The 25,389-nt window shown below is 65.7% G+C and carries 20 protein-coding genes; 6 read left to right on the forward strand and 14 right to left on the reverse strand.

The annotated features are described in order from the left end of the window. Nucleotides 1-28: 28 nt before the first annotated feature. The gene (locus QZ613_RS13280) at nt 29-886 is read right to left on the reverse strand and encodes a hypothetical protein (protein ID WP_291982833.1); all 858 of its coding nucleotides are present in this window, start codon (nt 884-886) and stop codon (nt 29-31) included. A 454-nt stretch (nt 887-1,340) separates the two neighbouring features. Between QZ613_RS13280 and QZ613_RS13285 the strand changes: the two genes are divergently transcribed. Then, on the forward strand, nt 1,341-4,811 hold the full coding sequence (locus QZ613_RS13285) for a glycosyltransferase (RefSeq protein WP_291982835.1): 3,471 nt from the start codon (nt 1,341-1,343) through the stop codon (nt 4,809-4,811). Nucleotides 4,812-4,937: 126 nt separating this feature from the next. Here the strand turns inward: QZ613_RS13285 and dsbD are convergent, their stop codons facing one another. From dsbD to QZ613_RS13305, 4 genes are all read right to left on the reverse strand, one after another. Continuing rightward, a complete protein-coding gene (gene dsbD / locus QZ613_RS13290) occupies nt 4,938-6,680 on the reverse strand; it encodes a protein-disulfide reductase DsbD (protein WP_291865410.1) in 1,743 nt (580 codons plus the stop codon). Nucleotides 6,681-6,760: 80 nt separating this feature from the next. Next, a complete protein-coding gene (gene cutA / locus QZ613_RS13295; RefSeq protein WP_291982876.1) occupies nt 6,761-7,114 on the reverse strand; it encodes a divalent-cation tolerance protein CutA in 354 nt (117 codons plus the stop codon). Nucleotides 7,115-7,193: 79 nt separating this feature from the next. Continuing rightward, nucleotides 7,194-7,832 carry an alpha/beta hydrolase gene (locus QZ613_RS13300; protein WP_043566601.1) on the reverse strand — a complete coding sequence of 213 codons (639 nt, stop codon included), beginning with the start codon at nt 7,830-7,832 and terminating at the stop codon, nt 7,194-7,196. Nucleotides 7,833-7,860: 28 nt separating this feature from the next. Beyond that, the gene (locus QZ613_RS13305; RefSeq protein ID WP_043566603.1) at nt 7,861-8,169 is read right to left on the reverse strand and encodes an NAD(P)H-dependent oxidoreductase subunit E; all 309 of its coding nucleotides are present in this window, start codon (nt 8,167-8,169) and stop codon (nt 7,861-7,863) included. 221 nt (nt 8,170-8,390) lie between these two features. Here QZ613_RS13305 and QZ613_RS13310 point away from each other — a divergent pair, with 221 nt between their 5' ends. After that, nucleotides 8,391-9,500 carry a DnaJ C-terminal domain-containing protein gene (locus QZ613_RS13310; RefSeq protein WP_043566605.1) on the forward strand — a complete coding sequence of 370 codons (1,110 nt, stop codon included), beginning with the start codon at nt 8,391-8,393 and terminating at the stop codon, nt 9,498-9,500. On the opposite strand, the gene QZ613_RS13315 is transcribed toward QZ613_RS13310, so the two are convergent. Beyond that, a complete protein-coding gene (locus QZ613_RS13315; protein ID WP_291982838.1) occupies nt 9,501-10,610 on the reverse strand; it encodes a VanZ family protein in 1,110 nt (369 codons plus the stop codon). A 171-nt stretch (nt 10,611-10,781) separates the two neighbouring features. Between QZ613_RS13315 and QZ613_RS13320 the strand changes: the two genes are divergently transcribed. After that, nucleotides 10,782-10,964, forward strand: coding sequence for a hypothetical protein (locus QZ613_RS13320; protein ID WP_043566744.1), 183 nt, complete (start codon nt 10,782-10,784; stop codon nt 10,962-10,964). 49 nt (nt 10,965-11,013) lie between these two features. On the opposite strand, the gene QZ613_RS13325 is transcribed toward QZ613_RS13320, so the two are convergent. From QZ613_RS13325 to QZ613_RS13340, 4 genes are read right to left on the reverse strand one after another with little or no spacing between them, the layout of a single operon-like run. Continuing rightward, nucleotides 11,014-12,939 (reverse strand): hypothetical protein, encoded by a 1,926-nt coding sequence (locus tag QZ613_RS13325; RefSeq protein ID WP_043566606.1) that lies wholly within the window; start codon nt 12,937-12,939, stop codon nt 11,014-11,016. Continuing rightward, the gene (locus QZ613_RS13330; RefSeq protein ID WP_043566608.1) at nt 12,936-13,877 is read right to left on the reverse strand and encodes a glycosyltransferase family 2 protein; all 942 of its coding nucleotides are present in this window, start codon (nt 13,875-13,877) and stop codon (nt 12,936-12,938) included. Before QZ613_RS13330 ends, QZ613_RS13325 begins: the two co-directional genes overlap by 4 nt. Nucleotides 13,878-13,929: 52 nt before the next feature. Then, entirely contained in the window at nt 13,930-14,313 is a 384-nt protein-coding gene (locus tag QZ613_RS13335; protein WP_291867609.1) for a GtrA family protein, read from the reverse strand. Then, a complete protein-coding gene (locus QZ613_RS13340) occupies nt 14,310-15,005 on the reverse strand; it encodes a class I SAM-dependent methyltransferase (RefSeq protein WP_043566610.1) in 696 nt (231 codons plus the stop codon). The genes QZ613_RS13335 and QZ613_RS13340 overlap by 4 nt, the downstream gene beginning before the upstream one ends. Nucleotides 15,006-15,752: 747 nt before the next feature. Between QZ613_RS13340 and QZ613_RS13345 the strand changes: the two genes are divergently transcribed. From QZ613_RS13345 to QZ613_RS13355, 3 genes are all read left to right on the forward strand, one after another. Next, entirely contained in the window at nt 15,753-16,691 is a 939-nt protein-coding gene (locus QZ613_RS13345; RefSeq protein WP_043566612.1) for a glycosyltransferase family 2 protein, read from the forward strand. A 241-nt stretch (nt 16,692-16,932) separates the two neighbouring features. Continuing rightward, nucleotides 16,933-17,433, forward strand: a complete 501-nt coding sequence (napF, locus tag QZ613_RS13350) for a ferredoxin-type protein NapF (RefSeq protein ID WP_043566749.1) — start codon at nt 16,933-16,935, stop codon at nt 17,431-17,433. An 84-nt stretch (nt 17,434-17,517) separates the two neighbouring features. Further along, complete coding sequence (locus tag QZ613_RS13355; RefSeq protein ID WP_291982840.1) at nt 17,518-20,361, forward strand: AMP-binding protein; 2,844 nt, start codon at nt 17,518-17,520, stop codon at nt 20,359-20,361. A gap of 40 nt (nt 20,362-20,401) precedes the next feature. On the opposite strand, the gene QZ613_RS13360 is transcribed toward QZ613_RS13355, so the two are convergent. The 4 genes from QZ613_RS13360 to napA all read right to left on the reverse strand — a co-directional run bounded on the left by QZ613_RS13360 (nt 20,402) and on the right by napA (nt 25,387). Continuing rightward, nucleotides 20,402-20,869, reverse strand: a complete 468-nt coding sequence (locus QZ613_RS13360) for a nitrate reductase cytochrome c-type subunit (RefSeq protein WP_043566614.1) — start codon at nt 20,867-20,869, stop codon at nt 20,402-20,404. Between the two features lie 53 nt (nt 20,870-20,922). Further along, a complete protein-coding gene (napH, locus tag QZ613_RS13365) occupies nt 20,923-21,825 on the reverse strand; it encodes a quinol dehydrogenase ferredoxin subunit NapH (protein ID WP_043566616.1) in 903 nt (300 codons plus the stop codon). After that, complete coding sequence (napG, locus tag QZ613_RS13370) at nt 21,822-22,766, reverse strand: ferredoxin-type protein NapG (protein WP_043566618.1); 945 nt, start codon at nt 22,764-22,766, stop codon at nt 21,822-21,824. The genes napH and napG overlap by 4 nt, the downstream gene beginning before the upstream one ends. 101 nt (nt 22,767-22,867) lie before the next feature. Next, nucleotides 22,868-25,387, reverse strand: a complete 2,520-nt coding sequence (napA, locus tag QZ613_RS13375) for a nitrate reductase catalytic subunit NapA (protein WP_043566755.1) — start codon at nt 25,385-25,387, stop codon at nt 22,868-22,870. Between the last annotated feature and the right edge of the window lie 2 nt (nt 25,388-25,389).

The raw sequence follows: 25,389 nt of genomic DNA on the forward strand, positions 1-25,389 counted from the left end.
GTCTGCTCGGAATGTTGGACTGTCGGAATCAGGTGGGGCGCCGTTCGAGTTTCAGGATGCGCTTGCGGCCCTGTTCGGCGAGCAGGTAACTGCCGGCAGCGAGCGGGATGAGGGTTTGCGCGGAACGCAGGTGGGTAAGGATGACCTGCAGCTTGCCGCCCGTGTCGAGCAGCAGCACGCGCGCCAGGTGCGTGGCGTCCTCGGTGATCCACAGGCCATCGCTCGTGCATTGTACAAAGCCGGGTGCGTTGAGGCCATCGGCGACGATGATGTCCGGGCCCTTGGCCTGCCATTGCTTGACCCAGCCCTTGCGCTTCTCGGTATAGAACAGCCGGCCGTCGGCGCACAGGCTGACGCCCTCGCCGTCGTCCAGCCCTTCACGGAGCACGGTCAGTTCGCCACTGTCGGGGTTGAAGCGCAACAGGCGGCCCGGCCGCGCATCCTCAATGGCGTAGAGCACCCGGCCATCGGTGGCGATGCCCTCGACGCTGTTGCCTTCGAAGAGGGTTTCGGTCTGGCCGTTGCGCAGCCAGAGCACCGGCAGCTTGCCGCCTTCCTGGCCAGTCACCAGACCACCACGGAAGATCACCTGGCCGTCCGGTTTGGAGAGGCCGGCGAGAATTTCGGTCAGCCTGCCGTCGGCGGTCAGCTTGAGAATCTTGCCCTTGCCGCTGGACAGCTCCTGGCTGATGTAGAGGTCGCCCCTGCCGTCGAGTGCCAGCGCGCTGACCATGGGGATCTGGTCGCGATAGACCTCCACCTCCCAGCCGGTCGCGGCCGTCGCCGGGTAGAACTGGCGCCACTCGGAGTAGCTCAGGTAGAGCGTCAGGGCGGCGCCGATGACGACGAGGGCGCTGCGCCAGTAGGGTTTCAATGACCAGGACATGATTTCTGTTTTCCTTGTATTCAGCATCGGGCGCCGCGTCGGCGATCGCCAGGCCAGCGGTGCCGGCAGACTTTCCGACGCAGCCCGCGCCAATGGCGGGGAGCAGCAAGGGCGGCCGCTGCTTCCCGATTGAAATTTGTTCTTCTGGCCGTCGCACGTTCAAAGCACGCAGGATTTCGCGCAGGCGTGAAGATAGCGACCGAGGATTAGGCGAAACTTAGGGGCGAGGTCCTTGCTGTCGACCCGGCGTGGACAGGATTCGTGCGCAAAACCTGGACTGCGGATAAGATCTGCATTCACTGCCACCCGAGGTTCCCAATGCCCGTTATCCTCCGCGTTCGATCCGACATCCCGGCCGGAGCGGCGCGCCGCGCTTTCGCTCCTGGCGCGGGAAGATCAGCCGGTCAGTGCCGCTCGCGCGAGTGGCGCATTGATCCAGGTTCGTGATCCGCACATGTCCCAGCCGCCACTCCTCGACCCTGCACCAGCGCCAGGCGCCAGCCTGAAAACGGCCAAAGCGGTGTTTTTCGATCCGGCCAACAAGCGCTGGCCGCGTCTCCGCCTGGGCATGGCGCTGATCGGCGTCGCGCTTACGCTGCTGATGGGCGGACTCGTACTCAGTATTCTGGCCGCACCGGTGCTGCCGGCGCTGCATCTGCCGAATGTCAGTTTCCTGCCGCACGGCGCGCACGCCGTTCCCGACGTCCCGGATCTGGCGCCCGAAAGGCCGGCGACCCGTCGCGAACGGGTCCTGCGCAACGACCAGCTCAAACTCGCCCGCGAGCGTGAGCGCAGTCTGCGCCACCTGCTGCAGCCGCCGCGGGCGAGTGGCGCCGGCCTGGACAGCCAACCGCTGGCCATTGCCTTCTTTGTCAACTGGGACGATGCCAGCATGAGCTCGCTGAAGGAGAACCTCGGCAGCCTGGATACGGTGATCGCCGAGTGGCTGCACCTGGCGAGCGAAGACGGTACGCTGCGCGAGAACGATCCGCTGCGCACCGCGCACGTCACCGAATACATTCGCGCGCGCCGACCCGACCTGTCGCTGGTGCCGCTGGTCAACAACTGGAACGGCCACCAGTGGGAAGGCGAAAAACTGGGACGCATGCTCGCCGATCCGGCTGCGCGCAAGCGGACGATCGAGCAGATTCTTGCCTTCGTCGAAGCTCATCGCTATGCCGGCATCAGCATCGACTTCGAGAACATCGCCGCCAGGGCGCAACCCGACTTCCAGCGTTTCATGGCCGAGCTGTATGCGGTGATGCATCCGAGGAAGCTGCTGGTGTCGGTCAACGTACCGGCTGCCGACGCCGCTTTCGATTACCGCAGGCTGGTGCGCAACGCCGACTATCTGATCGTGATGGCCTACGACGAGCACTGGGCTGACGGCAGGCACGGCCCGATCGCCAGCCTGCCGTGGTTCGCGCGCGTCCTGCACGCCAGGCAGCGTGACATTCCGGCCGACAAGATGATCGTCGCCATCGGCAACTACGCCTACGATTGGGGTCCCCCCGGGCAGCCGGCCGAGGAACGTACTTTCGAGGAAGCGGTACTCATCGCCAAGGAGTCGGAGGCCAAGCTGCAGCTCGACCCCGTCTCGCTCAACCCGACCTTCGCCTACGCTGACGACGACGACCGCCGCCATCATGTCTGGCTGCTCGATGCCGTGACGGCATTCAACCAGCTGGTCACCCTGCGCTCGCTGCACCCGCGTGGCGTGGCCTTGTGGCGACTGGGCAGCGAAGATCCGGCGCTGTGGCAGATCTTCGGCAGGAAAGGCCCGCTCGACGCCGCGCGCGCAGAGCAACTTGGCGAAATTCGTTTTGCCTACGGCGTCGACTACGAAGGCAAGGGCGAGGTTCTCGACGTCACGGCGCAGCCGCAGGTCGGCCGGCGGAGCATCAGCTTCGACGCGCAGCGCGGCCTGATTTCCGGCGAGCGCTTCACCGCTTTCCCGTCGCCGTACGTCATCACCCGCCACGGCAGCGCCGAGCGCAAGGTCGTGCTCACCTTCGACGACGGACCCGACCCGAGATTCACGCCGCTGATCCTGGACGCGTTGCGTGACGCCGGAGTGCCGGCGACCTTCTTCATCATTGGCGCCAACGGCCAGAACCATCCGGAATTGCTGCGCCGCGCGGTCAATGAAGGGCACGAGATCGGCAACCACACCTTCACCCATCCCAACATTTCAAGCATCTCGCCAAAGCAGCTGGAGCTCGAACTCTCGGCGACGCAACACCTGCTGGCCAGCGAGGTCGGCCGTCACTCGTTGCTCTTCCGCTCGCCCTACGCCGTCGACGCCGAACCGGAAACCATCGACCAGGTGCGCCCGGTCGAACTCGCCGCGCGGCAGGGCTACGTCAACGTCGGCATGCAGATCGACCCGGACGACTGGAAGCGTCCCGGTACCGCCGAGATCGTCAAGCGCGTCGTCGAGGCGGCGGAGCGCGGTGACGGCAACGTCGTGCTGCTGCACGACTCGGGCGGTGACCGCACGCAGACCGTGGCGGCGATTCCGGGAATTGTCGACGCGCTGCACAGGCGCGGTTTCGAATTCGTCACCATTGCGCAACTCCTCGGCCGCAGCCGCGACGCCATCATGCCGCCAGTGCTCCCCGAAGATCAGTTGCGCAGCCGCTTCGACGGAGCCGCGTTCGCGGTCATCAACTGGGCTGGCGCGGCAATCGACTGGCTGTTCGTTCTCGGCATCGCGCTCGGCATCGCGCGCCTGCTGTTCGTTGGCGGGCTGGCCATCTACCAGCGCTGGAGCGAGCGTCATCGCGCCTTTGATCCGGCCTACGCGCCATCGGTCGCGGTCGTCGTGCCGGCGTTCAACGAAGAGAAGGTAATCGTCCAGACGATCGTCTCGCTGCTCGCCTGCGACTCGCCGGGCCCCCTCGAGATCATTGTCGTCGACGATGGCTCGAGTGACGCGACCTATCGTGTGGCCAGCGAAGCCTTCGCCAACGACCCGCGCGTGCGCGTTTTCAGCCAGGCGAACGCGGGCAAGCCGGCAGCACTCAACTTCGGCTTCGCGCAAACGCGCGCCGAAATCGTTGTCGCCCTCGACGCCGACACGGTGTTCACCAGGGAGACGATCAGCAAGCTCGTTCGCCACTTCATCGACCCGCAGGTCGGTGCCGTTGCCGGCAACACCAAGGTCGGCAATCGCGTCAATTTGCTCACTCGCTGGCAGGCGCTCGAGTACATCACGAGCCAGAATCTTGATCGCCGCGCCTTCGCCGTCCTCAACTGCATCACCGTCGTTCCCGGCGCCGTCGGCGCCTGGCGTCGCGAACTCGTCGACCGTGCCGGCGGCTTCAGGCACGACACCCTGGCCGAAGACGCCGACCTCACCCTGGCCATTCGCAAGCTCGGCAAGCGCATCGCCTATGACGAAGAAGCGATTGCCCTGACCGAAGCGCCGGACACCGTGCGCGGTTTCATCGGCCAGCGCTACCGCTGGATGTACGGCACCATGCAGGCCGCCTGGAAACATCGCGATGTCGTCTTCCGTCCGCGTTACGGTGCGCTGGGTTTTGTCGCCCTGCCCAACGTGATCATTTTCCAGGTGCTCTTCCCGCTCATCTCGCCGATCATGGACCTGCTCCTGATCGGCTCGCTGGGGTCGGCGGCCTTCAATCACTGGCATCACCCGGAGGCGTATTCCCCCGACAACCTGTGGCGCGTCCTTTTCTACTACGCGCTCTTCGTCAGCGTGGACTACCTGGCCGCCATCCTCGCCTTCGTCCTCGAACGCAAGGAAAGCTGGGGCTTGTTGATCTGGCTGTTCTGGCAGCGCTTCTTCTATCGCCAGCTGATGTACTACGTGGCCATCAAGAGCACCCTGACCTCGCTGAAAGGCGTCCTCGTCGGCTGGGGCAAGCTGGAGCGCAAGGCAACCGTGCACGCGGAGGCTTGACGGACGCGTGGGGGCGCCGCACCGTACGCGATGCCTGAGTCCGCGGGCTCCACGCGCCATGGCGCTGGCAGGTGTGGCCCCGACAGGTGCGGTCCTGGCAGGTGCAGGTGCGGTCGGGCGCGCAGCCTAACCCAGGCGTGCCAGCAGGCCGAGGAATTCGTCGGCGCTCATGAAGCCGACGACGCGTACGCCGTCGATCTCCCGACCCTGGGCGTCAAAGAAGATGATCCCTGGCGGGCCATAGAGATTGAAGCGCTGCAGAAGAGCCTTGTCCTCGTCCGAATTGGCGGTCACGTCGGCCTGCAGCAGTGTCCAGCCGGCGAGCTTGGCGCGCACGCGCGCATCGGCAAAGGTGAAACGTTCCATCTCCTTGCACGACACGCACCAGTCGGCGTAGAAGTCGATCATCACCGGCTGGCCGGCACTCTTGATGCGTCGTTCGAGTTCGGCGAGCGTGCGCACGCGGGTGAAGGGCAGTTGTTTGACTTCGACCTCTGCCGCGCTGCTGCGCAGCGCCGACAGCGGCTGCAGTGGGTCGCGCGAGCCGGCCAGCGCGCCGAGGAGCATCGCTGCACCGCCGATGAGCATGAAAATTCCGATGCCTTTCCAGAAGCGCTGCCAGCCCCGCGCGTGCGGCGGCAGCGGGTCGAGCGCGTGCATGTAGATCGCCGGGACGATCAGCAGCAGGGCCCAGGCGATCATTTGCGCAACCACCGGGACGACCGGCGACAGCAGCCACACGGCGGTGGCCAGCAGGAGGACGCCAAAGGATTTCTTGACCGCTTCCATCCACGGGCCGGAGCGCGGCAGCAGGGTGCCAGCGGACAGCCCGACGGCGAGCAGTGGTGCGCCCATGCCGAGGCCCATGGCAAACAGCGCCGCGCCGCCGAGAACGGCGTCGCCGCTGCGCCCGATGTAGAGCAGGGCGCCGGCGAGCGGGGCGGCGACGCAGGGGCCGACGATGATCGCCGAGAGAACGCCCATGGCGGCGACACCGGGGAGCGAGCCGCCGCGCAGGTGGCTGGCCTCCTCCGAGACCTTGCTTTGCAGGAACGTCGGTAGCTGCAGTTCGTAGAAGCCGAACATCGATAGGGAGAGGGCGACGAAGACCAGCGCGAAGGCACCGAGGACCCAGGCGTTCTGCAAGGCGGCGGTGAGCAGCGTGCCGGTCAGCCCGGCGGCGACTCCCGCCGCGGCGTAGGTGATCGCCATGCCCAGGACGTAGGCCAGCGACAGCGAGAAGCCGCGCGCGTGCGATACGCCATGCCCGTCGCGGCCGGAGCCGACGATGATGCTCGAGAGGATCGGGATCATCGGGAAGCAGCACGGTGTCAGGGAGAGCAGCAGGCCGAAGCCGAAGAAGCTGGCGACCAGCAACCAGAAGCTGGCGTTCCCGAACAGCTGCGCAATGCGTCCCGATTCGTCGTCGCCGAAGTCCTTGCCTGGCGTCGTTGCGCCTGCAGAGGGCGTCGTCGCCGGGTCCGGCAGTTCAAGCGCGAGTGTTTGCCTTTGCGGCGGATAGCAGATGCCGGCGTCGGCACAACCCTGCGAGGTGATTTTCAGGGTCAGCGGCAGTGGCCCGGAGCTGTTGCGCTCGACCGGAATGCGGATCAGCGCCTGCTTGTAATAGACCTCGACCTTGCCGAAATTGGGGTCCTCCTTGACCTTGCCCGGCGACAGGATTGGCGTGCCAAGCTGCACGCTCGCCGGCTCGGCAGTAAAGCGGAACTTGTCGCGGTAGAGGTAATAGCCCTTGGCGATCTCGAAGCGCACTTCGATGGTTTGCCCGTCGACGGCATGCGCCGTCGGCTTGAAGGCGACCGCGGGGTCGAGAAACTCTTCGCCCTGCGCTGGCCAGGTGAGCAGCATGAGCACCGGGAGCAGGAACGGCAGCAGCGAGGAGCGCTGGAAAAAGCGCCGCACAGAGTGCGGGAGGACGAACAACCAGGTCATTGCGGGGCGTCTTCAAGGTCGTCGGGGTCGCGCGTTTCGGTGGCGACCCAGGCGAGATAGGCGGGCAGCCCGGCGGTCACCGGCAGGGCGATGATTTCCGGAAGCTCGTAGGGGTGGCGTTTGCGGATGGCGGTTTCGAGCGCCGCGTAGCGTTCGCTGCGGGTCTTGATCAGCAGCGGTACTTCGCTGGTGGTCTCGAGGGCTCCCCGCCAGCGGTAGGTCGACTGGCAAGGCGCCAGCACGTTGACGCAGGCCGCCAGACGCGCTGCGACGAGTTCGCTGGCCAGCGCTTCGGCAGACGGTCGGTCGGGGAGGTTGGTCAGGACGAGCAGAGTGGCCACAGGGCGGATTGTACTCCTCTGCCCCTCCACTCCTCTACTCCACGGGCTCCACTGGCTCCCTCGGCTCCTGCAGCGTCGCCGGCAGCGCTCAGTGCCGCCAGGCGCGTGTGACGATTTCGCGGATCACGTGCAGGCGGCGGTGGAAGAAGTGATCGGCACCGGGGACGACGATTACCGGCAGCTCGAGCGGCTTCGCCCATTCGATGACGTTGGCCAGCGGCACGGTGGTGTCTTCCGAACCGTGGATGACGATGGTGTCACCAGGAACGGCCTTGGTCCGGTACTGGCGCAAGCCTTCGACGAAACCCGAGGCCGTGCCGACCAGCACCAGGCGCTGCGCCGGATGACCGGCTTCGCGCAGGGCATCGGCGACGCGCGTCTGCACATAGGCGCCAAAGGAGAAACCGGCCAGCGCGACCGGCAGATTGCCGTAGCGGCACTTCGCTTCGGCGAGCACGGCGAGCAGATCCTCGGTTTCGCCACGGCCGTCGTCATGCGTGCCCTCGGTCTGGCCGATGCCGCGAAAGTTGGGACGCAGCGCGACGTAGTCGAGATGATTGAAGGTGCGTGCCAGCGTCTGCACGACCTTGTTGGTGTTGCCGCCGCCGAACAAGGGATGCGGGTGGCCGATCATGGCGATGCCGCGCGGCGCGCCGGGATTCTCGACGATCACTTCGATCTTGCCGACCGGTCCGTCGAACAACAGGTGTTCGGGCTGTACTTTCATGGCCTGGGCTTCCTTTCGCGAACGTCTCTCAGATGCGCAGTCGTTCGACGACGCGCCCGTGCACCAGGTGCTCCTGGATGATCTCTTCGATGTCCTCGTTATCGACGTAGCTGTACCAGACTCCCTCCGGATAGACGACCAGCACCGGTCCGTTGTCGCAGCGGTCGAGGCAGCCGGCGCGGTTGATGCGCACCTTGCCGGCCCCCTTCATCTTCAGCTCGCCGATGCGATCCTTGGCGTAGGCCTGGGCGGCGCTTGCACCCGCGTCATTGCAGCAGGTCTCACCCTCGCCGCGCTGGTTGCAGCAGAAAAAGACGTGATGCTTGAAGTAACTCATGCGAACGGGCTCCTGGCGGCAGTTTGCTGATGGCGACGTCCGATTCTAACGCCGATTAGAGGGCCGCAGGCGCAGCGCTGAGCGACGCTGGACGACGGCTTGGCGCCGCAGCGGGAACGATGATCGCTGATCGCGTAAAATGCGCCTTCTGCCGTGGCCCCAGGGTGTCCTCCTGTCCCCTGCTTGCGGCAGGTTCTCGAGGCACCGGTACTGCGCAAGCGATGACTATCTGTGAAGACCCCTTTGCCGTCCTCGGCGTCAGCTCCGAGGCTTCGCCGGCCGACATCAAGCGCGCCTATCGCCGGCTGGCCATGCACTGGCACCCGGATCGCAACCACTCGGCGGCGGCCGAGGCCGAGTTCAAGCGCGTGCACGCGGCCTACGAGCTGTTTCTCGACCCGCAGCGGCTCGCCGAGTGGCGGCAGGCGCAGGCGGCCAGCAAGGCGGCGGCAAGCGGGCGCCGCGACAGCAAAGGCAGTGCAAGCGCTCCCCGTGAAAGCAGTTACGGCGCCAGCAAGGCTGCGGGCCAGCGCAGCACGGGGGAGGACCTGACACAGGACTTGACGCTGACTCTCGAGGAGGCCGCCCTCGGTTGCCGGAAAACGATCGCCCTGGTGCAGGGTGTTCGCTGCGTCAGTTGTCGCAGCAGTGGCCGCGTTCAACACCGCACCTCGGTGCCCTGCAAGCGTTGCAGCGGTTGCGGTCGGACCAGCCGGCGCGGGGGCGGGACCAGCGTTTGCGAGGGCTGCGCCGGGCGCGGCTTTCTGCGCGAGACCGACTGTCCCGACTGCTGCGGCAGTGGCTGGCTGCACCAGCCACGAACCCTGGCGGTGACCGTGCCGCCGGGCCTGCTCGCCGGCGAGCGCCTGCGCCTGGTCGGCCAGGCGACGCCCCGGGCAGGGAGTGGAGGCGAAGGGGGCAAAGCCGGCGATCTCTACCTGGAAATCCGCCTGGCGGAGCATCCGCTCTTCGTCCTGCACGGGCGCGACATCCATTGCCGGGTGCCGGTGAGCGTCTATCGCCTGCTCTGCGGGGGGCGGATCGAGGTACCGAGCCTGACCGGTACGACGACGCTCGACCTCTCTGCGGATCCTCAGCCTCCGGAAGAGTATCGTCTGCCCGGGCTGGGCTTCCCCGCAAAAGGCCGACGTGCGGCTGGCGACCTGGTGTTGCAGGTGCAGCGCATTCACCCGCAAAGCCTCGCGGCCGAGGACCTGGATTTGCTCGAGCGCCTGGAAGTGCGACTGGCCGGCGATCTCGAGCGCCGCGCGCCGCCGCTCGCCGCCTGGGAGCAACAGCTCCAGGCGCGCCGCAAGTCCGCCGGATCGTGATCAGAGGCGGCGACCGAGCGCGGTCAGATAGGGTAGGGCGAGGAAAGGCCAGAGACTCGCGATCCAGCGCGTGAGGCCGTTGAAATTGAGGAAGTGGCCCTGGCGCCAGGTGGCCAGCGCCGCTTCCGAGTAGGGGTTGGGCGGCGTCAGATTGACCAGCGCCGTTCCGGCCATCAGAGCGACGCCGGCGAACCCGATGCGCAGTGCTGCCGGCAGCAGCAGCAGCAGCGAGAGCAGCACGCCGCCGATGGGCAGCCCGAGCCGGGCGCCCGGGGTCAGCCAGGCGAGGGCGTCGTGCGGGGCGACGAGTACCGCCGCAGCGAGCGTCCTGATCGCCAGCGCCAGCATGAAAAAGCTGAACAGCACCAGGTGCGGCGCGTTGCGGTCGGCTAGAAGGGTGCGTGTGAACAGGCCGATGACGATCGTGTTGCAGACGATAACGCCGGTTTCGAGCATGAAAAACGCCGGCGCCGCATAGGGGACCGCCGGCGTCAGCCCGAGCACCTGGCGCAGGTCGCCGACGCCAAAGAGCAGCGTTTCGGGTGACAGCTGGGTGAGCAGCCACATGGCGATCAGAACCAGGCCCAGTTCGGCGTGCGGTATCGGTGCCAGCAGCGCCTGTTGCAGCTGGGCGACGCGGCGAAAGATCGGCTTGCCCTTCCAGACGGCAAGTACAGCACCGATGGCGCTTCCCGAAATGTTGCACGCCAGGTCGATATTCGAGGGCACGCGCGCCGGCAGCCAGTTCTGCAGGCACTCGACGGTGAAGCTGAGCAGGCTGCCGACGAGCAGTGCGGCGACGGCCGCCGACCAACGGCCGGGCAAGTGCCGCAGGGTGAGCGCCAGCAGGAAACCCAGCGGCACGTAAACGGCGATGTTGACCGCGAGGTCGAAAGCCGTCCAGTAACGTGGCCAGGCGGCACCGAGAAAGGCCAATGGCGACAGGCCGAGGTCACGCCAGTTGGCGAACGGGTAGAGGCTGGCGTAGCTGATCAGCACCAGGTAGGCGAGCGCCAGATAGAGCGGCAGGCGTGTCGGCCGCGGCAGCGGCTGCCGGGCCGGCGTCTGGTCGTCGGCGGGGGAAGTCAGTGGTGGCTGGTCCTGTTCCATGGGAATGCCGCCGAGCGTTATGAAGTCGCCATTCTAGCGCCTTGGCCGAGACAGGCTATCGCCTTCCATTCTCTGCCAAGGCAACATCGGGCGCCGCGAGCAAGCCGATTTGTGCGACACTGCCCGCTTTTTACTTCGTCGAGCCGCGCCGCGGCTATTGGGGGACTCGCCTTGGCAAAACCAAATTATCAGTTCGAGAAGCGCCAGAGAGAACTAGAGAAGAAACGCAAGAAGGACGAGAAGCGCCAGCTCGCCCTCGCCGCCAAAGATAGCGCTGCCGGTAGCGATACGGATTCCGAGCAGGAGCCGGCGGTGGTGGACAGCGATGTCCCGGGGACGACCAGCGGCAGCTGAGCAAGGCGATTGCGGGGGTGTCGTCGCAGGCGATTGACTTGGAGTGGAGTCAGGGCGACGGCCTGGCGCGGGCGTCACACGCCTGGCCCGGACCGTCGCCGACACGCAGCGTCAGGTCGGGCGGCGGATCGTGGATGGCGATGAAGGGGCGTGCCCCGGGCACAATGTCCACCGCTTCGATGCGCGCCGGCGGAACGCTCACCAGCCCGGGCACCCAGTGGTAGCGGAGGATCAGCGGTGAGCCGGCGGCATCGGCCAGGGTGACCCGGTTGATGCAGCGCTCGACCACCCGCGCACTCCCGTGGACGACGAAACCGGGGCTCGCTGCGCGCACGAAGGCGGTCACCGGCCCCAGGTCGGCGAGCTTGTCGACTCCGGGCAGGGCCGCCATGGCTGCCCGGCAGGCGGTGCTGTGGCACAGCATCCAGCGGATGTTGTAGGCGTCAAGGAAAGCGTTCAGCTGCTCCGGCGAATGCTCGGCGTAGGGTTTGCCGAAGGCGAAGTCGTCCCAGGCGCTGGCAAAGTCGGTAAAGGGGTAGGGGCCGCCGATGAATTCACGATTGCTGGCCAGGGCGTAAAGGCCCGCCATGTGGCCCCCGTCGTGAACCCGCGCCAGTGAGAGCTCGAAGAAAACCCGCGCCGAGGCGTCAGTCTGTGTGCCGAGAAAGTCGAGCAGCGGCCGGGAAAGTCCACCTTCGCCCTTGACTTCCGGTGCGGCAACGGCATAGCGGCCGGTCTCGGCCGGCGCCAGGATCTCGCGCTCCGCTTCGCGGACGAAAAAGGCCAGAAAACCGGCAACGATGAGCAGCGCGGCGCCCCGGAGCCAGCGTCCGAACCCGTGCGCCGCAGGAATCTGCTGCGCTGCCGCGACCACGCCGGCTGCCGCCGGGACGACCAGACACAGCCAGGCCAGTGCGCTGAAGCGGTTGGGTTGCAGGGATGCGAGCGCCGGGATGACGGCTCCGAACGAGGCCCAGATCATGAGCAGCACGGCAGCGGCGATCAGCGCCAGCAGCGCGCGTCGCGCGCTGCCGCGCCAGCAGCCGATACACAGCAGAGCGCCGATCCACAGGACGTTGTACAGTCGCGACCCGCCGGCCGCCGTCGGCGCCAGGCCGAGCAGTTCCTGCAGCGCCAGTGTTGGATCGACCGCACGCTGATAGGGGTGGACAATCGTCGCGAAGCTGGGCGTGGTCAGCGACGGCCACAGCCAGATACCGTTCAGGAGCAGCATGCCGGCGAGCAGGACGGCCACCACCGCGACGACGTTGGCGATGCGCAGGCCGGCACGCAGTTCGTCCACCAGCAAGGGCAAGCCGATCAGCGCGGCGGCGACGACAAACAGGGGGTGCACGAGCAGGCCGATTGCCGCCACCACGGTCAGCAGCGCCAGGCGCCACAGGGTCGGCCGGCGGCAAACGCGCAGCGCGGCAACCGCGAAAGGAACGCTGGCGAAGGCGACGATCACGTATGACACGAGGCCCGCGGCGTGGTACCAGCGAATGGCGCCCGTCCACCAGAGCAGCACGCTGAAAAGCGCGACCACAGCCGCAACGCTGACCGGCAGACGTAGCAGCACGCAGGTGGCGACGAGCATCGCCGGGGCGAGAACCCCGGACCAGAAACTGAACTGCTTGTAGATCACGGGAATGTTGGCGGAGGCCGTATCCAGGCAGGCCAGCAGGGCCGGTAGTTTGGCGCTGGCGTTGAAGCTGACCCCGCCGAGGTGGCCGGCAGCGAAGAAGATGTCGTAGCCGGTCAGGCGCTGCTCGGCGCACAGTTGGCGGGCAACTTCCATCTGGTACTGGTGGAAAGGGGCGTCGATGTGCACCAGGCGCGCGGCATCCCACAAGGCCGACAGCGGAAAGAAATACGCCTGCAGGACGAGTTGCACGAGCAGCGTGACCCCGACGACGGCAAGCAGCGGCATGCCGCCGCTGGGCTCGGCGGCGCGATCGGCGTGGGCAGCTCTCACGACACAGGGTCAGTGTCGGAGCGAACCAGGCGGTCGACGAAAAAGAGCGGCCGGCGTTTGGTCTCCAGGAAGATTTTCGCCAGGTACTCGCCGATGACGCCCAGCGAGAGCAGCTGGACGCCCGAGATCAGAAACAGCGGAATGACGATCGACGCCCAGCCGGGTAGCGCGGCGTCGGTGAATAAACGCACGCCGAAAGCCCAGAGCCCCATGCCCAGGCTGAGCACAGACACCAGCATCCCGAGTGCGGTAATCATGCGCAGCGGCGCTGCCGAGAACGAAGTCATTCCCTGCCAGGCGAGCGCGAGCATCTTACCCAGCGGGTATTTGGACTCGCCGGCAAAGCGTTCGGCGCGCTCGTAGGCGACCGTTGTCGACGGAAAGCCGAGTTGCGGGATCAGGCCGCGCAGGAAGAGATTGGACTCCGGGTATTCGCGCAGGGCTTCCACCGCGCGGCGGCTCATCAGCCGGTAGTCGGCGTGGTTGAAGACGATCTCCACCCCCAGCCGGTCGAGCACCCGGTAATAGCCTTCGGCGGTGAGCCGCTTGAAGGCGCTGTCGGTGCCGCGAGCGCTGCGGACGCCATAGACGATGTCGTGACCGCCGGCAAAAGCCTCGAGCATTTGCGAAATTGCCCCCAGGTCGTCCTGCAGATCGGCGTCCACGCTGATCAGGACGTCGCCTTTGGCGGTGAGTATGCCGGCCAGGAGGGCGACCTGGTGCCCTCGATTGCGCGACAGCTTGATGCCGCAGACGCGCATCGCCGGCTGCTCCGCGGCGGCCTCGATGAGGCTCCAGGTTTGATCGCGGCTGCCGTCATCGACGAACCAGGTACGGCTCGCGGGATCGATGCGGCCAGCGTCGATCAGGCCCTGCAGCAGCGCCGCCAGACGCCGCGCCGTCTCGGGAAAGACCTCCTGCTCGTTGTAGCAGGGCACGACGACGCCGAGTACGGGCGCTTGCCGCGCGACGGCTGTCGCGGCAACGGTATCAGCAGCTGCGGTGCTTGAAGATGGCATAGCGGTTTACCAGATAGAAGGACACGGTATAGGCGGCAACGCCGCAAGCTTGGGCGAGCGCGCCAGGAAGTTTCAGCCAGCTCAACGCCAGATGCAGGACGGCTGCATTGAGGGCGTAGCAGGCCATCGCCGCGGCGGCATAGGCAGGAAGTCCCTCGCGGTGCGAGCGCTGGCTGCGGAAGGTGTAGCTCCGGTTGAGCAGGTAGCTGGCCGCCCAGCCCACCAGGTAGCCACCGGCGTTGGCCGCCAGGGGAGGCAGCCCGGCACCGTACTGCAGGAGCACGATCAGGCCGTAGCCAATGACCGTATTGACCACCCCGACGATCAGATAACGAATGGTCGTGCCGTCGATCATCGTCTGGCGTGGACGAAATACTGCGCCCCCAGAGGCAGCCAGCGCATGCGATCCTCGAAACGTCGCCAGGCCTTGAGCGTTGCTGGAAAGAACACCCGATAGTCCACGCTCGTCGAGCTGAAGCCGGCCTGCGCACAGCGCCGCGCCATCTCGCCGGCGCGGATCAGGATCGCGTTGACGTCCAGCGGGCAGGTGTTGACTGCGCGCACCGTCAGTGGATTCAGCGGGTTGTGTTCGTAGATCATCAACGGCGCGTCCGCCTTGAGAACCCGCCGCAGTTCGGACAAGGCAGCCAGGTGCTGAGCAGGCGGGATGTGGTGAAAGACGCAGCAGGCAAATCCGCCGTCCACACTGGCGTCGGGAAGGTCCAGGCTGGCACCGTTGATGAGCAGGTAGTCGGGGCCGTCACCGTGGGCGATGCGGGAGGCAGCCAGGCTTTCTGCCGACACGTCGGCACAGAGCAGTTGTGCCTGTGGCAGATGGCGGCGGAACGGCGCGACGGACGCCCCGACACCACTGCCGAAATCCAGGTAACGGCCGTCGGCCGGCCCGCCTGTCTGGCGTACCAGTTGGGCGAAGTCGCGCATCTTGTACTCGGCGAAATACTCCGGCTCTTCGCCCGTGATGGCCACGTTCTGCGCATGCAGGCTGCGGTAATCCTTGGCAAACTCATCAAATTCGGCTCGGCTCACGGGCGGCGGTTCCTCTCTTCTTCGACTTGCTACGCTAGTGTAGTGCTGCATTCTTGATGACACTTTCAGCGACCCTGACAGCAGCGTAAAAGCGCAGGGTGGCGGAAGTTCGCCCGGTCCATACCGCTGCCCGCCTCGCCAAACCCGGGCCACCATTTCCCAGCCACCGTCATTGCGAGGAGGCGTAGCCGACGCGGCAATCCAGTTCCATTCTCTGACTGCAGGTGTGCCATATCAGCCGCGCGAAAAACAGAACCTCTGGATTGCCACGTCGGCTACGCCTCCTCGCAATGACGTGCAGGCTGTTGTGACGCTGTATTTCCGGCGCGACTTTCAGCACGCCGGACAGCCGCTTGAAACCATGTCGCCGCTGGCGTTCTTATGTTCGCTGTTGCGTGAAACACTACGCTAGGGCATCTTCAGCGGCCCCCGGACCAGGAAGCTTGCTTTGGCGAAGGAAATCATAGCAAGGTTTAACAGGCTTGTAGGCGGAGAAGGCCGGCCAAAAGGAGCCGTGGTGTGACCGAGTTGTCATTACGGCCAATGTTGTGCCGGCAGGCGCGACGCCGGTACCTTGCGCGGCGGTCGTTGCAAAGCCTGTCACGAACAATGTGAGTGAATCGGGTAACATTCGTCCGCATCCAAGCGGCACCCGTTCTGGCTCGCGGTCTGCGGGTTGTCCGGACAAGCCCTGGTTCTGCTGCGCGCCCGTTTACTTGCAGCCCTTGCCTGGAGTGATTTCTTGTCATGTCGTCCGTCTCCGTGGTCATCCCCACTTACAACTGCTCGCGCTACATCAGCGAAACCCTCAACAGCATTCTTCGCCAGGGCGCTGCGGATCTCGAGATCATCGTCATCGACGATGGCTCGACCGACGACACCTGTGCCATTGCCCGCCGTTTCGGCGATCCGGTTCGGGTCATTGAGCAAAGCAACGCCGGCGTCTGCGCCGCCCGCAACCACGGCATAAGGGAAGCGCACGGCGAGTTCATCGCCCTGGTCGACCATGACGACTACTGGCAGCCGAACAAGCTGGCCAACCAGCTGGCGGCTTTCGCCGACAATCCCCAAGTCGATGTCGTGTTCACCGACTTCGTCTGGTGGCGGCAGGACGACGCGGGAGCGTTCCCGGCGCCGGCAGACTACCTCCCGCGAGCGGCTGCGCAAGGGGTCGACGACGACTTTTCGGGCTGGATCTATCACCAGATGCTGCTCGACAGCTGGGTATTGACCAGCACCGCCCTGGCACGAACCGCGGTCGTCGTCGCTCAGGCGGGTTTCGACGAAGCGCTTCCCTACAGTGAGGATTGGGATTTCTGGTTGCGAGTGTCGAGAAGCTCGCAGTTCCTGAAGCTCCGCGAAGCGACGACGCTCTATCGGCAGCACTCGGCGCAGGGGTCGCGGGTCATCAGGCCAATCGACTACCGCACGCGCCTGCTCGAGACGGCGGCAGAACGCTGGGGACTGTGCAGCCAGGACGGTCGCTGCGTTGCGGCGGAACGTTTCCGGCGCCAACTGGCCATCTACTGCGCCGAATTCGGCCTCGGGCACCTGAAAGGGGGCGTTGGCGCAAGCCGCGCGATCGCTGCCAGGGCGTTTCTCAAGGCCTGGTCGATCGATCGCAGCTACTGGCGCAGCCTCGCCTATCTGGCGGTGACGCCGTTCGGCTGGAAGCCGGGGTGGTAGGACCTCCTGCCAACGACGCTTGCCCGACGCTGCTCTCCCCAGTCTGGTAGACTCGGCCAGCGAACGATGATCGCTGCAACCACTGGAGAGCTTTGCATGTGTGACCAAATGGCCCTGCCCGGCATTCGGCGGCGCGCCGCCGCAGGCAGGACCTGCGTCGCGTCTGAGCGCGGGTACGCGCTCGCTGGCGAGCTGGCGCCGGTGGCACACCAGCGGCGTCTTGAATGCCTGGAGTGGGCCCGTGAGCGACCCGGCTAGCCGTCGCAACTTTCTCCGCGGAAGATTCGCACGGGCGACGGCGCCATTGCGGCCGCCGTGGGCCGTCGCAGAAGAGGCTTTTCTGCAGGCCTGCACGCGCTGCGCCGATTGCCAGCCAGTCTGTCCGACCGGGATCATCCGCAACAGCGACAGCGGCTATCCGGTGCTTGATTTCGGTGTTGGCGAATGCTCGTTCTGCGCCGCCTGCGTTGACGCGTGCACCACCGGTGCGCTGCGTCGTGCACCGGCTCAGGAAGCCTGGTTTCTGCGCGCGGCCATTGGCGAGCGCTGCCTGGCGGCCAGGCAGATCGAATGCCGAATCTGCGGCGATCATTGCCTGGCAGGCGCCATTCGCTTCGTGCCGCGGGTCGGCGGAATTGCCTTGCCGGTGGTGGACACTTCGCGATGTACCGGCTGCGCGGCGTGTTTTGCGCCGTGTCCGACGCAGGCCATTCGTATCGGGGAAATCGATGAGCGTCGCTGAGTGCGGCGAGCGCGGTGCTCGTCGCCGCGTCGCTCGCCAGCCGCTGTTCGGCCGGGCGATCGCTGGCCGGAAGGCGCGCCGGTGGTGAGCGCGGAACCGCTGCCAGCGCCCTTGCTGCCGCCGTCGCCGGAAGTGTCGGAGCGCCTGCTGGGCGTGCTCACGGCTCTGGTCGCCGAGACGCGCCCGGGCCGTGTCGCACGGGTGAGCCTGGGTAGTCACCTCGAGCGCGATCTTGGCCTGGACAGCCTGGCGCGCGTCGAACTCCTGTTGCGTGTCGGCAGTGAGTTCGGCCGCTCGTTGCCGGAGGCGGCGCTGGCCGACGCCGAAACGGCGCAGGACTTGCTGCGCTTCATCGTCAGTGCAGCGGCCGAAGACCATTCGCCGACCGGCGTCGATCTGGCCAAGCACGGTGGCGGCCCGATCGGGGTTCCGACGCAGGCGGCGACGCTGGTCGATGTCTTCGAGTGGCACGTGCAACGCAATCCGCAACGCACGCATGTGCTGCTCTACGGGACTGGCGGCGGGCATGGCGAGTTTCTCCCCGAGGCCATTTCCTACGCCGATCTGTTCGCGCAGGCGCGCCGCATGGCCACCGGCCTGGTGACCCGCGGACTGTTGCCGCGACAGACCGTGGCCCTGATGTTGCCCACCAGTCGCGACTACCTGAGCAGCTTTTTCGGGGTCTTGCTGGCCGGCGGAATTCCGGTGCCGATTTATCCTCCGGCGCGGCTGGCGCAGATCGACGATCACCTGCGCCGGCACGCGCGTATTCTCGCCAACGCCGAAGCGGTGTTCATCGTCACCGTGCCGCAGGCGAAAGGCGTTGCCGCGCTGTTGCGCCGCGAGGTGCCGAGCCTGAATGAAGTGCTCACCCCGGCGGAGCTCGACAGCGAACCGATCGACTTGCTGTACCGCGCGCAAGCCGACGATATCGCTTTCCTGCAGTACACCTCCGGCAGCACGGGCGACCCCAAGGGAGTCGTTCTCAGCCATGCCAACCTGTTGGCCAACGTGCGCGCGATGGGCGAGGCCTGCGCGGTGACCAGTGACGATGTCTTCGTTTCATGGCTGCCGCTCTATCATGACATGGGACTGATCGGCGCCTGGTTTTGCCCGCTCTACTTCGGCATGCCGCTGGTGCTGATGTCGCCACTGGCGTTTCTCGCGCGCCCGGCACGCTGGTTGCGGGCCATCTCGGATCATCGCGGGACGATTTCTCCGGCGCCCAACTTCGCTTACGAGCTGTGTGCGCGAAAACTCGCCGACGGCGATGTGCAGGGGCTGGACCTCTCGTCCTGGCGTCTGGCATTGAACGGCGCCGAACCGGTGAGTCCGGCGACGCTGCAGGCTTTCGCCGAGCGCTTCGCCCCCTACGGTTTGCGCGGCGAGGCGATCACGCCGGTCTATGGTCTTGCCGAATGTTCGGTCGGGCTGGCTTTCCCAACGCTGCAGCGCGGGCCGTTGATCGATCGGATCCGGCGCGAAGAACTGGTCAACGAGAAAAGCGCCGTTCCGGCGACCAGCGACGATGACCAAGCGATACTCGTTCCGGCGTGTGGACGGGTCCTGCCAGGGCATGAGATTCGTATCGTCGACGCGGAAGGCTGCGAACTGCCGGATCGGCGCGTCGGAAGACTGCAGTTTCGTGGCCCCTCGGCGACGCGTGGCTACTATCGCAACCCAGCGGCGACGCAGGCGCTGTTCAGCGACAGCTGGCTCGACTCCGGCGATTTTGCGTATACCGTCGCTGGCGAGATCTATCTGACCGGCCGGGTCAAGGACTTGATCATTCGTGGCGGAAGGAACCTCTACCCCTACGAACTCGAACAGGCGGTCGGCAATATTCCGGGCGTGCGCAAGGGCTGCGTGGCCGTTTTTGCGAGCCAGGATGCGCTCAATGGCAGCGAACGGCTGGTCGTTCTGGCCGAGACGCGCGAGGAAGATGCGACGGTGCTCGACGCGCTGCGGCAGAAGATCAACGCTGCCGCAATCGATGTAATCGGAATGCCGGCTGACGAAATTGTCCTGGCCCCACCGAATTCGGTACTCAAGACTTCGAGTGGCAAGATTCGCCGCAACGCTTCGCGCGACGCCTACGAGAACGGCGCGATCGGTGCTCCGGCGGCGCCGGCTCGGCAACAGATGCTGCGCCTTGGCGTCGCGTCGCTGCGCGCGCGCTTGGGCGAGATGGCGCGGCGTCTTGGCCGGCGGCTCTATGGCGCTTGGTGCTGGAGTGTTTTTCTCGTCCTCGGCGTGCCGACTGCGGCGGCAGTTGTCGTTCTCGGCAAGCTGCTGCACTCGCCGGCGAGCGGACGTCGCCTGGTGCACCGGGTGGCGCGGCTCGTCCTGGTGCTCGCCGGGATTCGCTTGCAGATCGGCGCCGCGGCGGGTTTACCGAAAGCGCCGCATCTGTTACTGGTCAACCACTGCAGCTATCTTGACGCGCTGGCCCTCTGCGCGGCATTGCCGCCGAGCCAGGCCTACTGTTTCGTCGCCAAACGCGAGTTCGTCGAACAGCCGGCAGTACATGCTTTCCTGAGCGCGCTCGGCACGCTGTTCGTCGAGCGCTTCGCGGCGTCGAGGAGTGCCGAGGACGTCGACGAGATCGCTGCGGCGCTCCGGCAAGGTCAGAATCTGGTGATTTTCCCGGAAGGAACCTTCTCGCGAGAAGCCGGGCTGAAGCCGTTTCGCATGGGCGCCTTCGTCGCCGCTGCGCGGGCCGGGACGCCAGCACTGGTTGCCGGTCTGTGCGGCACACGTGCGATCCTGCGCGATCAGACGTGGCTCCCGCGGCGCGGTCGCCTGGCGCTGACCTTCGGGCCACTGCTGGCGCCGGTGGGCGACGACTGGGCCGCGGCCGTGGCCTTGCGCGATGCCGCGCGCAAGGCGATGCTCGGGCTTTGCGAAGAGCACGACCTGGAACATTGAGCAGCGTGAGTGCCGGCGGCTTGCCGGCGACCCTCCTGCCTCAGTTCTTCTTGACTGGTTTCTTGACGGCGTCGCCCTTGAAGGTGTTGTCGACCAGCGGCGGCGCGTCGACCTGCGGCACGTGGCATTGCACGCAGTTGTAGCGTCCACCGGTCGCTTCGGCGTGTTTCTTGCCGTCACGGTCGATGAAATGGCTATCGCCCATCTTCGGCGCTTTTTTCTTCTGAAAGGTCGCCGCCGAGTGGCAGTCCATGCACTGGTTGCCTTCGAGGTTGATTTCGTCGAAGTTTTGCACCGCGTGCGGGATTACCGGCGGCTGCGTGCTGAAGGTGCGCGCGACGGGTTCCTCCGTCCCCGGGCGTTTGCCAGCGTAATCCTTGATCTCGGGTGCCGGGCTGGGTGCTGCGACGTCGATTCCGCGCATCGAGGTGGTAGCGTCGGCGGCGAACACCAGGGACGTCAGGCAACTGGCGACGACGGCGATGGTAAGTTTCAGTGAGTGCTTCATGGTTGGCGTTCCCTCCACGTCAAAAAAATGATTCCTGCTCTTGCTCGAGTACTTCAGTGGCCGCTGGTCGCTGCTGTTGGTTCGCCCTGCGTGCCGTTCTCCGGTGGGTTGTTGAAGCGCAGGCCGAAAGTGAAAACATCTTTGGAGCAGACGTCGATACAGCGTCCGCAGTTGGTGCAGTTGCTGGCCAGAATGACCGGGCCGATGCCCTTGCCCGCACCCTTCAGCGCCGGGCGGATGACCTGCGGTTCCGGGCAGACTTCGAAGCAGTCCATGCAGTCGTTGCACGCCGCCCGCCTGCTGGCGGTAACGCGTAGCGGACTCCCCTTGGCGAGCAGGCTGTAGAAGGCGCCGACCGGGCAAAGGTGGCCGCACCAGCCGCGGCTCATCACGAACAGATCGAACAGAAAGACCGCCAGCACGACAACCCACGTGGCGCCCAGCCCGAAGAGCAGTCCGCGGTGCAGCATCGATACCGGATTGACCAGTTCCCAGACGATGCTGCCGGTCAGGGAAGCAAGCAGCAAGGTCATGGCCAGGATCCAGTAGCGGCTGCTGCGCGAAACGTGTGCGCTGCCCTTGATCCCCAGTCGGCGGCGCAGCCAGCCGGCGAGGTCGGTGAGCGGATTGATCGGGCAGACCCAGGCGCAGTAGACGCGGCCGCCAACCAGGAAATAGAAGACGATAACGATCAGCGCGCCAATCAGCGCGAGTTTCTCGGGCCAGTTGCCAGCCAGCAGTGATTGCAGCAGCACGTAGGGGTCGGTCAGCGGCAGGCTGTCGAGGGTCAGGCTATACGCCAGATTCCCCTTGACGATCCACACGGCGGCCAGCGGGCCAAGCAGGAACAGTGCCAGGAGCGCCAACTGGCAAAGGCGGCGAGCCAGCAGCCAGCGGTGCGCTGCGACCCAGCCTTTGCTGGCAACCGCTTCGGCACCGGCCCGCTTGCTGTTCATCGTGGCGCCTCGGCCGGCAGCTGGTTCAATCCGCTGCCCGGTGCCGCGGGACCGCCGAGGCCGGGCGGCAGGCTGGGAAGCGCCGGGCCGCCCGCCGGAACTCCTGCCGGCAAGGGGTCGCTACCGGGATCGAAGTGGCCTTCGAGATGGACGCCTTCGGGCAGGCGATCGGGCAAATCGACCAGTTCCCGGTCCTCGACCAGGGAATGCCCGCCGGCCTTGCTCTTCTCTTCCCAGCCAAGCCGGTAATGCTCGCCGAGCGAGCCTTTCACCAGTTTGGCCGGCAGCACCCTGATCGACGCCTCTTCGGTGACGCAGGCGCTTTCGCATTTGCCGCAGCCGGTGCAATGCTCGGAGTGCACCGTCGGAATGAACATCGCGTGCCGGCCGGTACGCGTGTTCGGCCGGAGCTCGAGGGTGATCGCCTTGTCGATGACCGGGCAGACGCGGTAGCAGACGTCACAACGCAGGCCGAGGAAGTTGAGACAGGTCTCCTGGTCGGAGAGGACGGCGAGGCCCATCCGCGACTGGTTGATGTCGGTCAGGCTGTGGTCGAGGGCTCCTGTCGGGCAGGCCTTGACGCAGGGGATGTCTTCGCACATCTCGCAGGGCCCGCTGCGCGCGGTGAAATACGGCGTGCCCGTGGCAATCGGTGATTCCGGTGTGGCCAGTTCGAGGATGTTGTAGGGGCAGTCGCGCACGCACATGCCGCAGCGAATGCAGGCGCCGAGAAAGTCGTCTTCGGCGGCGGCGCCGGGCGGACGGACGGCCAGGGGCGGCCTGGCCCTGGCCTGTTTGGCATAGCCGGCGAGGCCGAGCCCGAGCACGCCGACGCCGCAAAGCAGCCGCGCTGAATCGAAGACGAACTGGCGGCGGGCCAACGATTGAGTGTTGGCCGCACGCGCGGGTACGGGGCTGCGGTCTTTATTTGCCGTGGGCATTTATGGTGTCACCAGAAACCGGGCCGGTGTTCAGCGGCCATGAGGCGGGCGATGTTCTGCCCGCCCTGGCTCTCCCTGATTGTCCTGCGTTCGCGTGTCTATCAGGCTTTGACCACCTTGCACGCGCACTTCTTGAAGTCGGTTTCCTTGGAGATCGGACAAGTGGCGTCAAGTGTCAGCTTGTTGACCAGGCGATGCTCATCGAAGAAGGGCACGAACACCAGGCCAGCCGGTGGCTTGTTACGGCCACGCGTTTCGACGCGCAACGCAATCTCGCCGCGCCGGGTAACCGTCTTGACGACGTCACCGCGTTGCAGGCCGCGCTTCTTGGCGTCGTCCGGATGCATGTAGATCCAGGCGTCGGGCATGGCCTTGTACAACTCCGGGACGCGCCGCGTCATCGAACCGGTATGCCAGTGTTCGAGAACGCGCCCGGTGCATAGCCAGAGGTCGTACTCCTGGTCGGGCATTTCGGCGGCCGGCTGGTACGGCAGCGCAAAAATGACCGCCTTGCCGTCGGGCTTGCCGTAGAACTTCACGCCTTCGCCCGCCTTGACGTAAGGGTCGTAGCCTTCGCGGAAGCGCCACAGCGTTTCCTTGCCGTCAACCACCGGCCAGCGCAGGCCGCGCGCCTTGTGATAGGTGTCGAACTCTGCCAGGTCGTGGGCGTGGCCGCGACCAAAGGCGGCGTACTCCTCGAACAGGCCTTTTTGCAGATAGAAGCCGCAGGCCTTTGCTTCGTCGTTGTCGAAGCCCTTGTAGGTCTGGCTGGTCGGGAACTTGTCGACCTGGCCGTTGGCGAAGAGCACCTCGTAGAGCGTCTTGCCCTTGTACTCGGGGTTCTTGGCGAGCAGGTCGGCCGGCCACACCTCGTCGGTCGTGAAACGCTTCGAGAACTCGATGTACTGCAGAAGATCCGAGCGCGCCTCTCCCGGCGCCTTGACCTGCTGGCGCCAGAATTGCGTGCGCCGCTCGGCGTTGCCGAAAGCGCCTTCCTTCTCCATCCACATCGCCGAGGGCAGGATCAGGTCGCCGGACATCGCCGAAACGGTGGGGTAGCAGTCGGAGACGACGATGAAATTGTCGGGGTTGCGCCAGCCCGGGAAGATTTCATCATTGATGTTCGGCCCGGCCTGCATGTTGTTGGTCGTCGTCGTCCAGTAGAAATTGATCTTGCCGTCCTTGAGCAGCCGGCTCTGCAAAACGGCGTGTGCGCCGATCCAGTCCGGGATCGTGCCGGCCGGCAATTTCCACAGTTTTTCGCTGATCTCCCGATGCTTCGGGTTGTTGACCACCATGTCGGCCGGCAGACGGTGGGCGAAGGTGCCCACTTCGCGCGCCGTGCCGCAGGCCGAAGGCTGACCGGTCAGCGAGAACGGGCTGTTGCCGGGCTCGGAAATCTTGCCGACCAGCAGGTGCACGTTGTAGATCATGTTGTTCGCCCAGGTGCCGCGCGTGTGCTGGTTGAAGCCCATCGTCCAGAACGAGGTGACCTTGGCATTCGGGTCGGCATAGGCCTTGGCCAGCGCTTCGAGATTTTCTTTCGGTACCCCTGAGATCTCGTGCGTCTTGTCGAGCGTGTACTCGGCGACAAAGGCCTTGAACTCGTCAAAGGTGATGTCGCTGGTGCCGCCGGGGTTGCCCTTTGGCTTGCCGTCTTCTCCCGGATAGCCGTTGTTCATCGCCACCTTCTCGAGCGGATGATTCGGCCGCAGACCATAGCCGATATCGGTGACGCCTTTCTTGAAGTTGACGTTGCGGGCGACGAATGCCTCATTCACCGCCTTGTTCTGGATGATGTAGTTGCAGATGTAGTTGAGGATGGCCAGATCGCTCTGCGGCTTGAAAATCAACTCGTTATCGGCCAACTCGGTGGAACGGTGGCTGAAAGTCGAAAGTACGTGCACCTTGACGCCCTTGCCCGTCAGCCGCCGATCGGTGAGTCGCGACCACAGAATCGGGTGCATTTCGGCCATGTTCGAACCCCACAGCACGAAGGTGTCGGCGTGTTCGAGGTCGTCGTAACAGCCCATTGGTTCGTCGATGCCGAAGGTGCGCATGAACCCGGCGACGGCCGACGCCATGCAGTGACGGGCATTCGGATCGATGTTGTTGCTCAGCAAGCCGGCCTTCATCAGCTTGGCGGCAGCATACCCTTCCCACACCGTCCATTGGCCGGAGCCGAACATGGCGATGTTGCGCGGGCCACCTTTCTTGAGCGCAGCCTTGCATTTCTCGGCCATGACGTCGTAGGCCTGATCCCAGGATATCGGCGCAAACTCGCCGTTCTTGTCGAATTTGCCGTCCTTCATGCGCAGCAGTGGCGTGGTCAGGCGATCCTTGCCGTACTGGACCTTGGACAGGAAGTAACCCTTGATGCAGTTGAGCCCTCGGTTGACCGGCGCGTCCGGGTCGCCCTGGGTGGCGACGATGCGCCCCCCCTTGGTTCCCACCAGCACGCCGCAGCCCGTTCCGCAGTAGCGGCAGGCGCCCTTGTCCCAGCGCACGCCATCGGACTTCGCGGGTGCCGCCTGGCTGATGCCGGGAATGCTGATGCCCGCCGCGGTGGCGGCGGCGGCAACGGCATTGCTCTTGATAAAATCACGGCGAGTCAAGGTCAATT

Source organism: Candidatus Accumulibacter sp. ACC005 (assembly GCF_907163215.1).
Lineage (GTDB): Bacteria > Pseudomonadota > Gammaproteobacteria > Burkholderiales > Rhodocyclaceae > Accumulibacter > Accumulibacter regalis.

Excerpts from the sequence above, each read along its gene's own strand:
- QZ613_RS13360 (WP_043566614.1), bottom strand. The coding sequence starts at position 20,869 with ATGAAGCACTCACTGAAACTTACCATCGCCGTCGTCGCCAGTTGCCTG.
- QZ613_RS13305 (WP_043566603.1), bottom strand. The coding sequence starts at position 8,169 with ATGAGTTACTTCAAGCATCACGTCTTTTTCTGCTGCAACCAGCGCGGC.
- QZ613_RS13300 (WP_043566601.1), bottom strand. The coding sequence starts at position 7,832 with ATGAAAGTACAGCCCGAACACCTGTTGTTCGACGGACCGGTCGGCAAG.
- QZ613_RS13280 (WP_291982833.1), bottom strand. The coding sequence starts at position 886 with ATGTCCTGGTCATTGAAACCCTACTGGCGCAGCGCCCTCGTCGTCATC.
- QZ613_RS13285 (WP_291982835.1), top strand. The coding sequence starts at position 1,341 with ATGTCCCAGCCGCCACTCCTCGACCCTGCACCAGCGCCAGGCGCCAGC.
- napG (WP_043566618.1), bottom strand. The coding sequence starts at position 22,766 with ATGCCCACGGCAAATAAAGACCGCAGCCCCGTACCCGCGCGTGCGGCC.
- QZ613_RS13315 (WP_291982838.1), bottom strand. The coding sequence starts at position 10,610 with ATGGAACAGGACCAGCCACCACTGACTTCCCCCGCCGACGACCAGACG.
- napH (WP_043566616.1), bottom strand. The coding sequence starts at position 21,825 with ATGAACAGCAAGCGGGCCGGTGCCGAAGCGGTTGCCAGCAAAGGCTGG.
- QZ613_RS13345 (WP_043566612.1), top strand. The coding sequence starts at position 15,753 with ATGTCGTCCGTCTCCGTGGTCATCCCCACTTACAACTGCTCGCGCTAC.
- QZ613_RS13310 (WP_043566605.1), top strand. The coding sequence starts at position 8,391 with ATGACTATCTGTGAAGACCCCTTTGCCGTCCTCGGCGTCAGCTCCGAG.
- dsbD (WP_291865410.1), bottom strand. The coding sequence starts at position 6,680 with ATGCTGCTCACCTGGCCAGCGCAGGGCGAAGAGTTTCTCGACCCCGCG.
- QZ613_RS13335 (WP_291867609.1), bottom strand. The coding sequence starts at position 14,313 with ATGATCGACGGCACGACCATTCGTTATCTGATCGTCGGGGTGGTCAAT.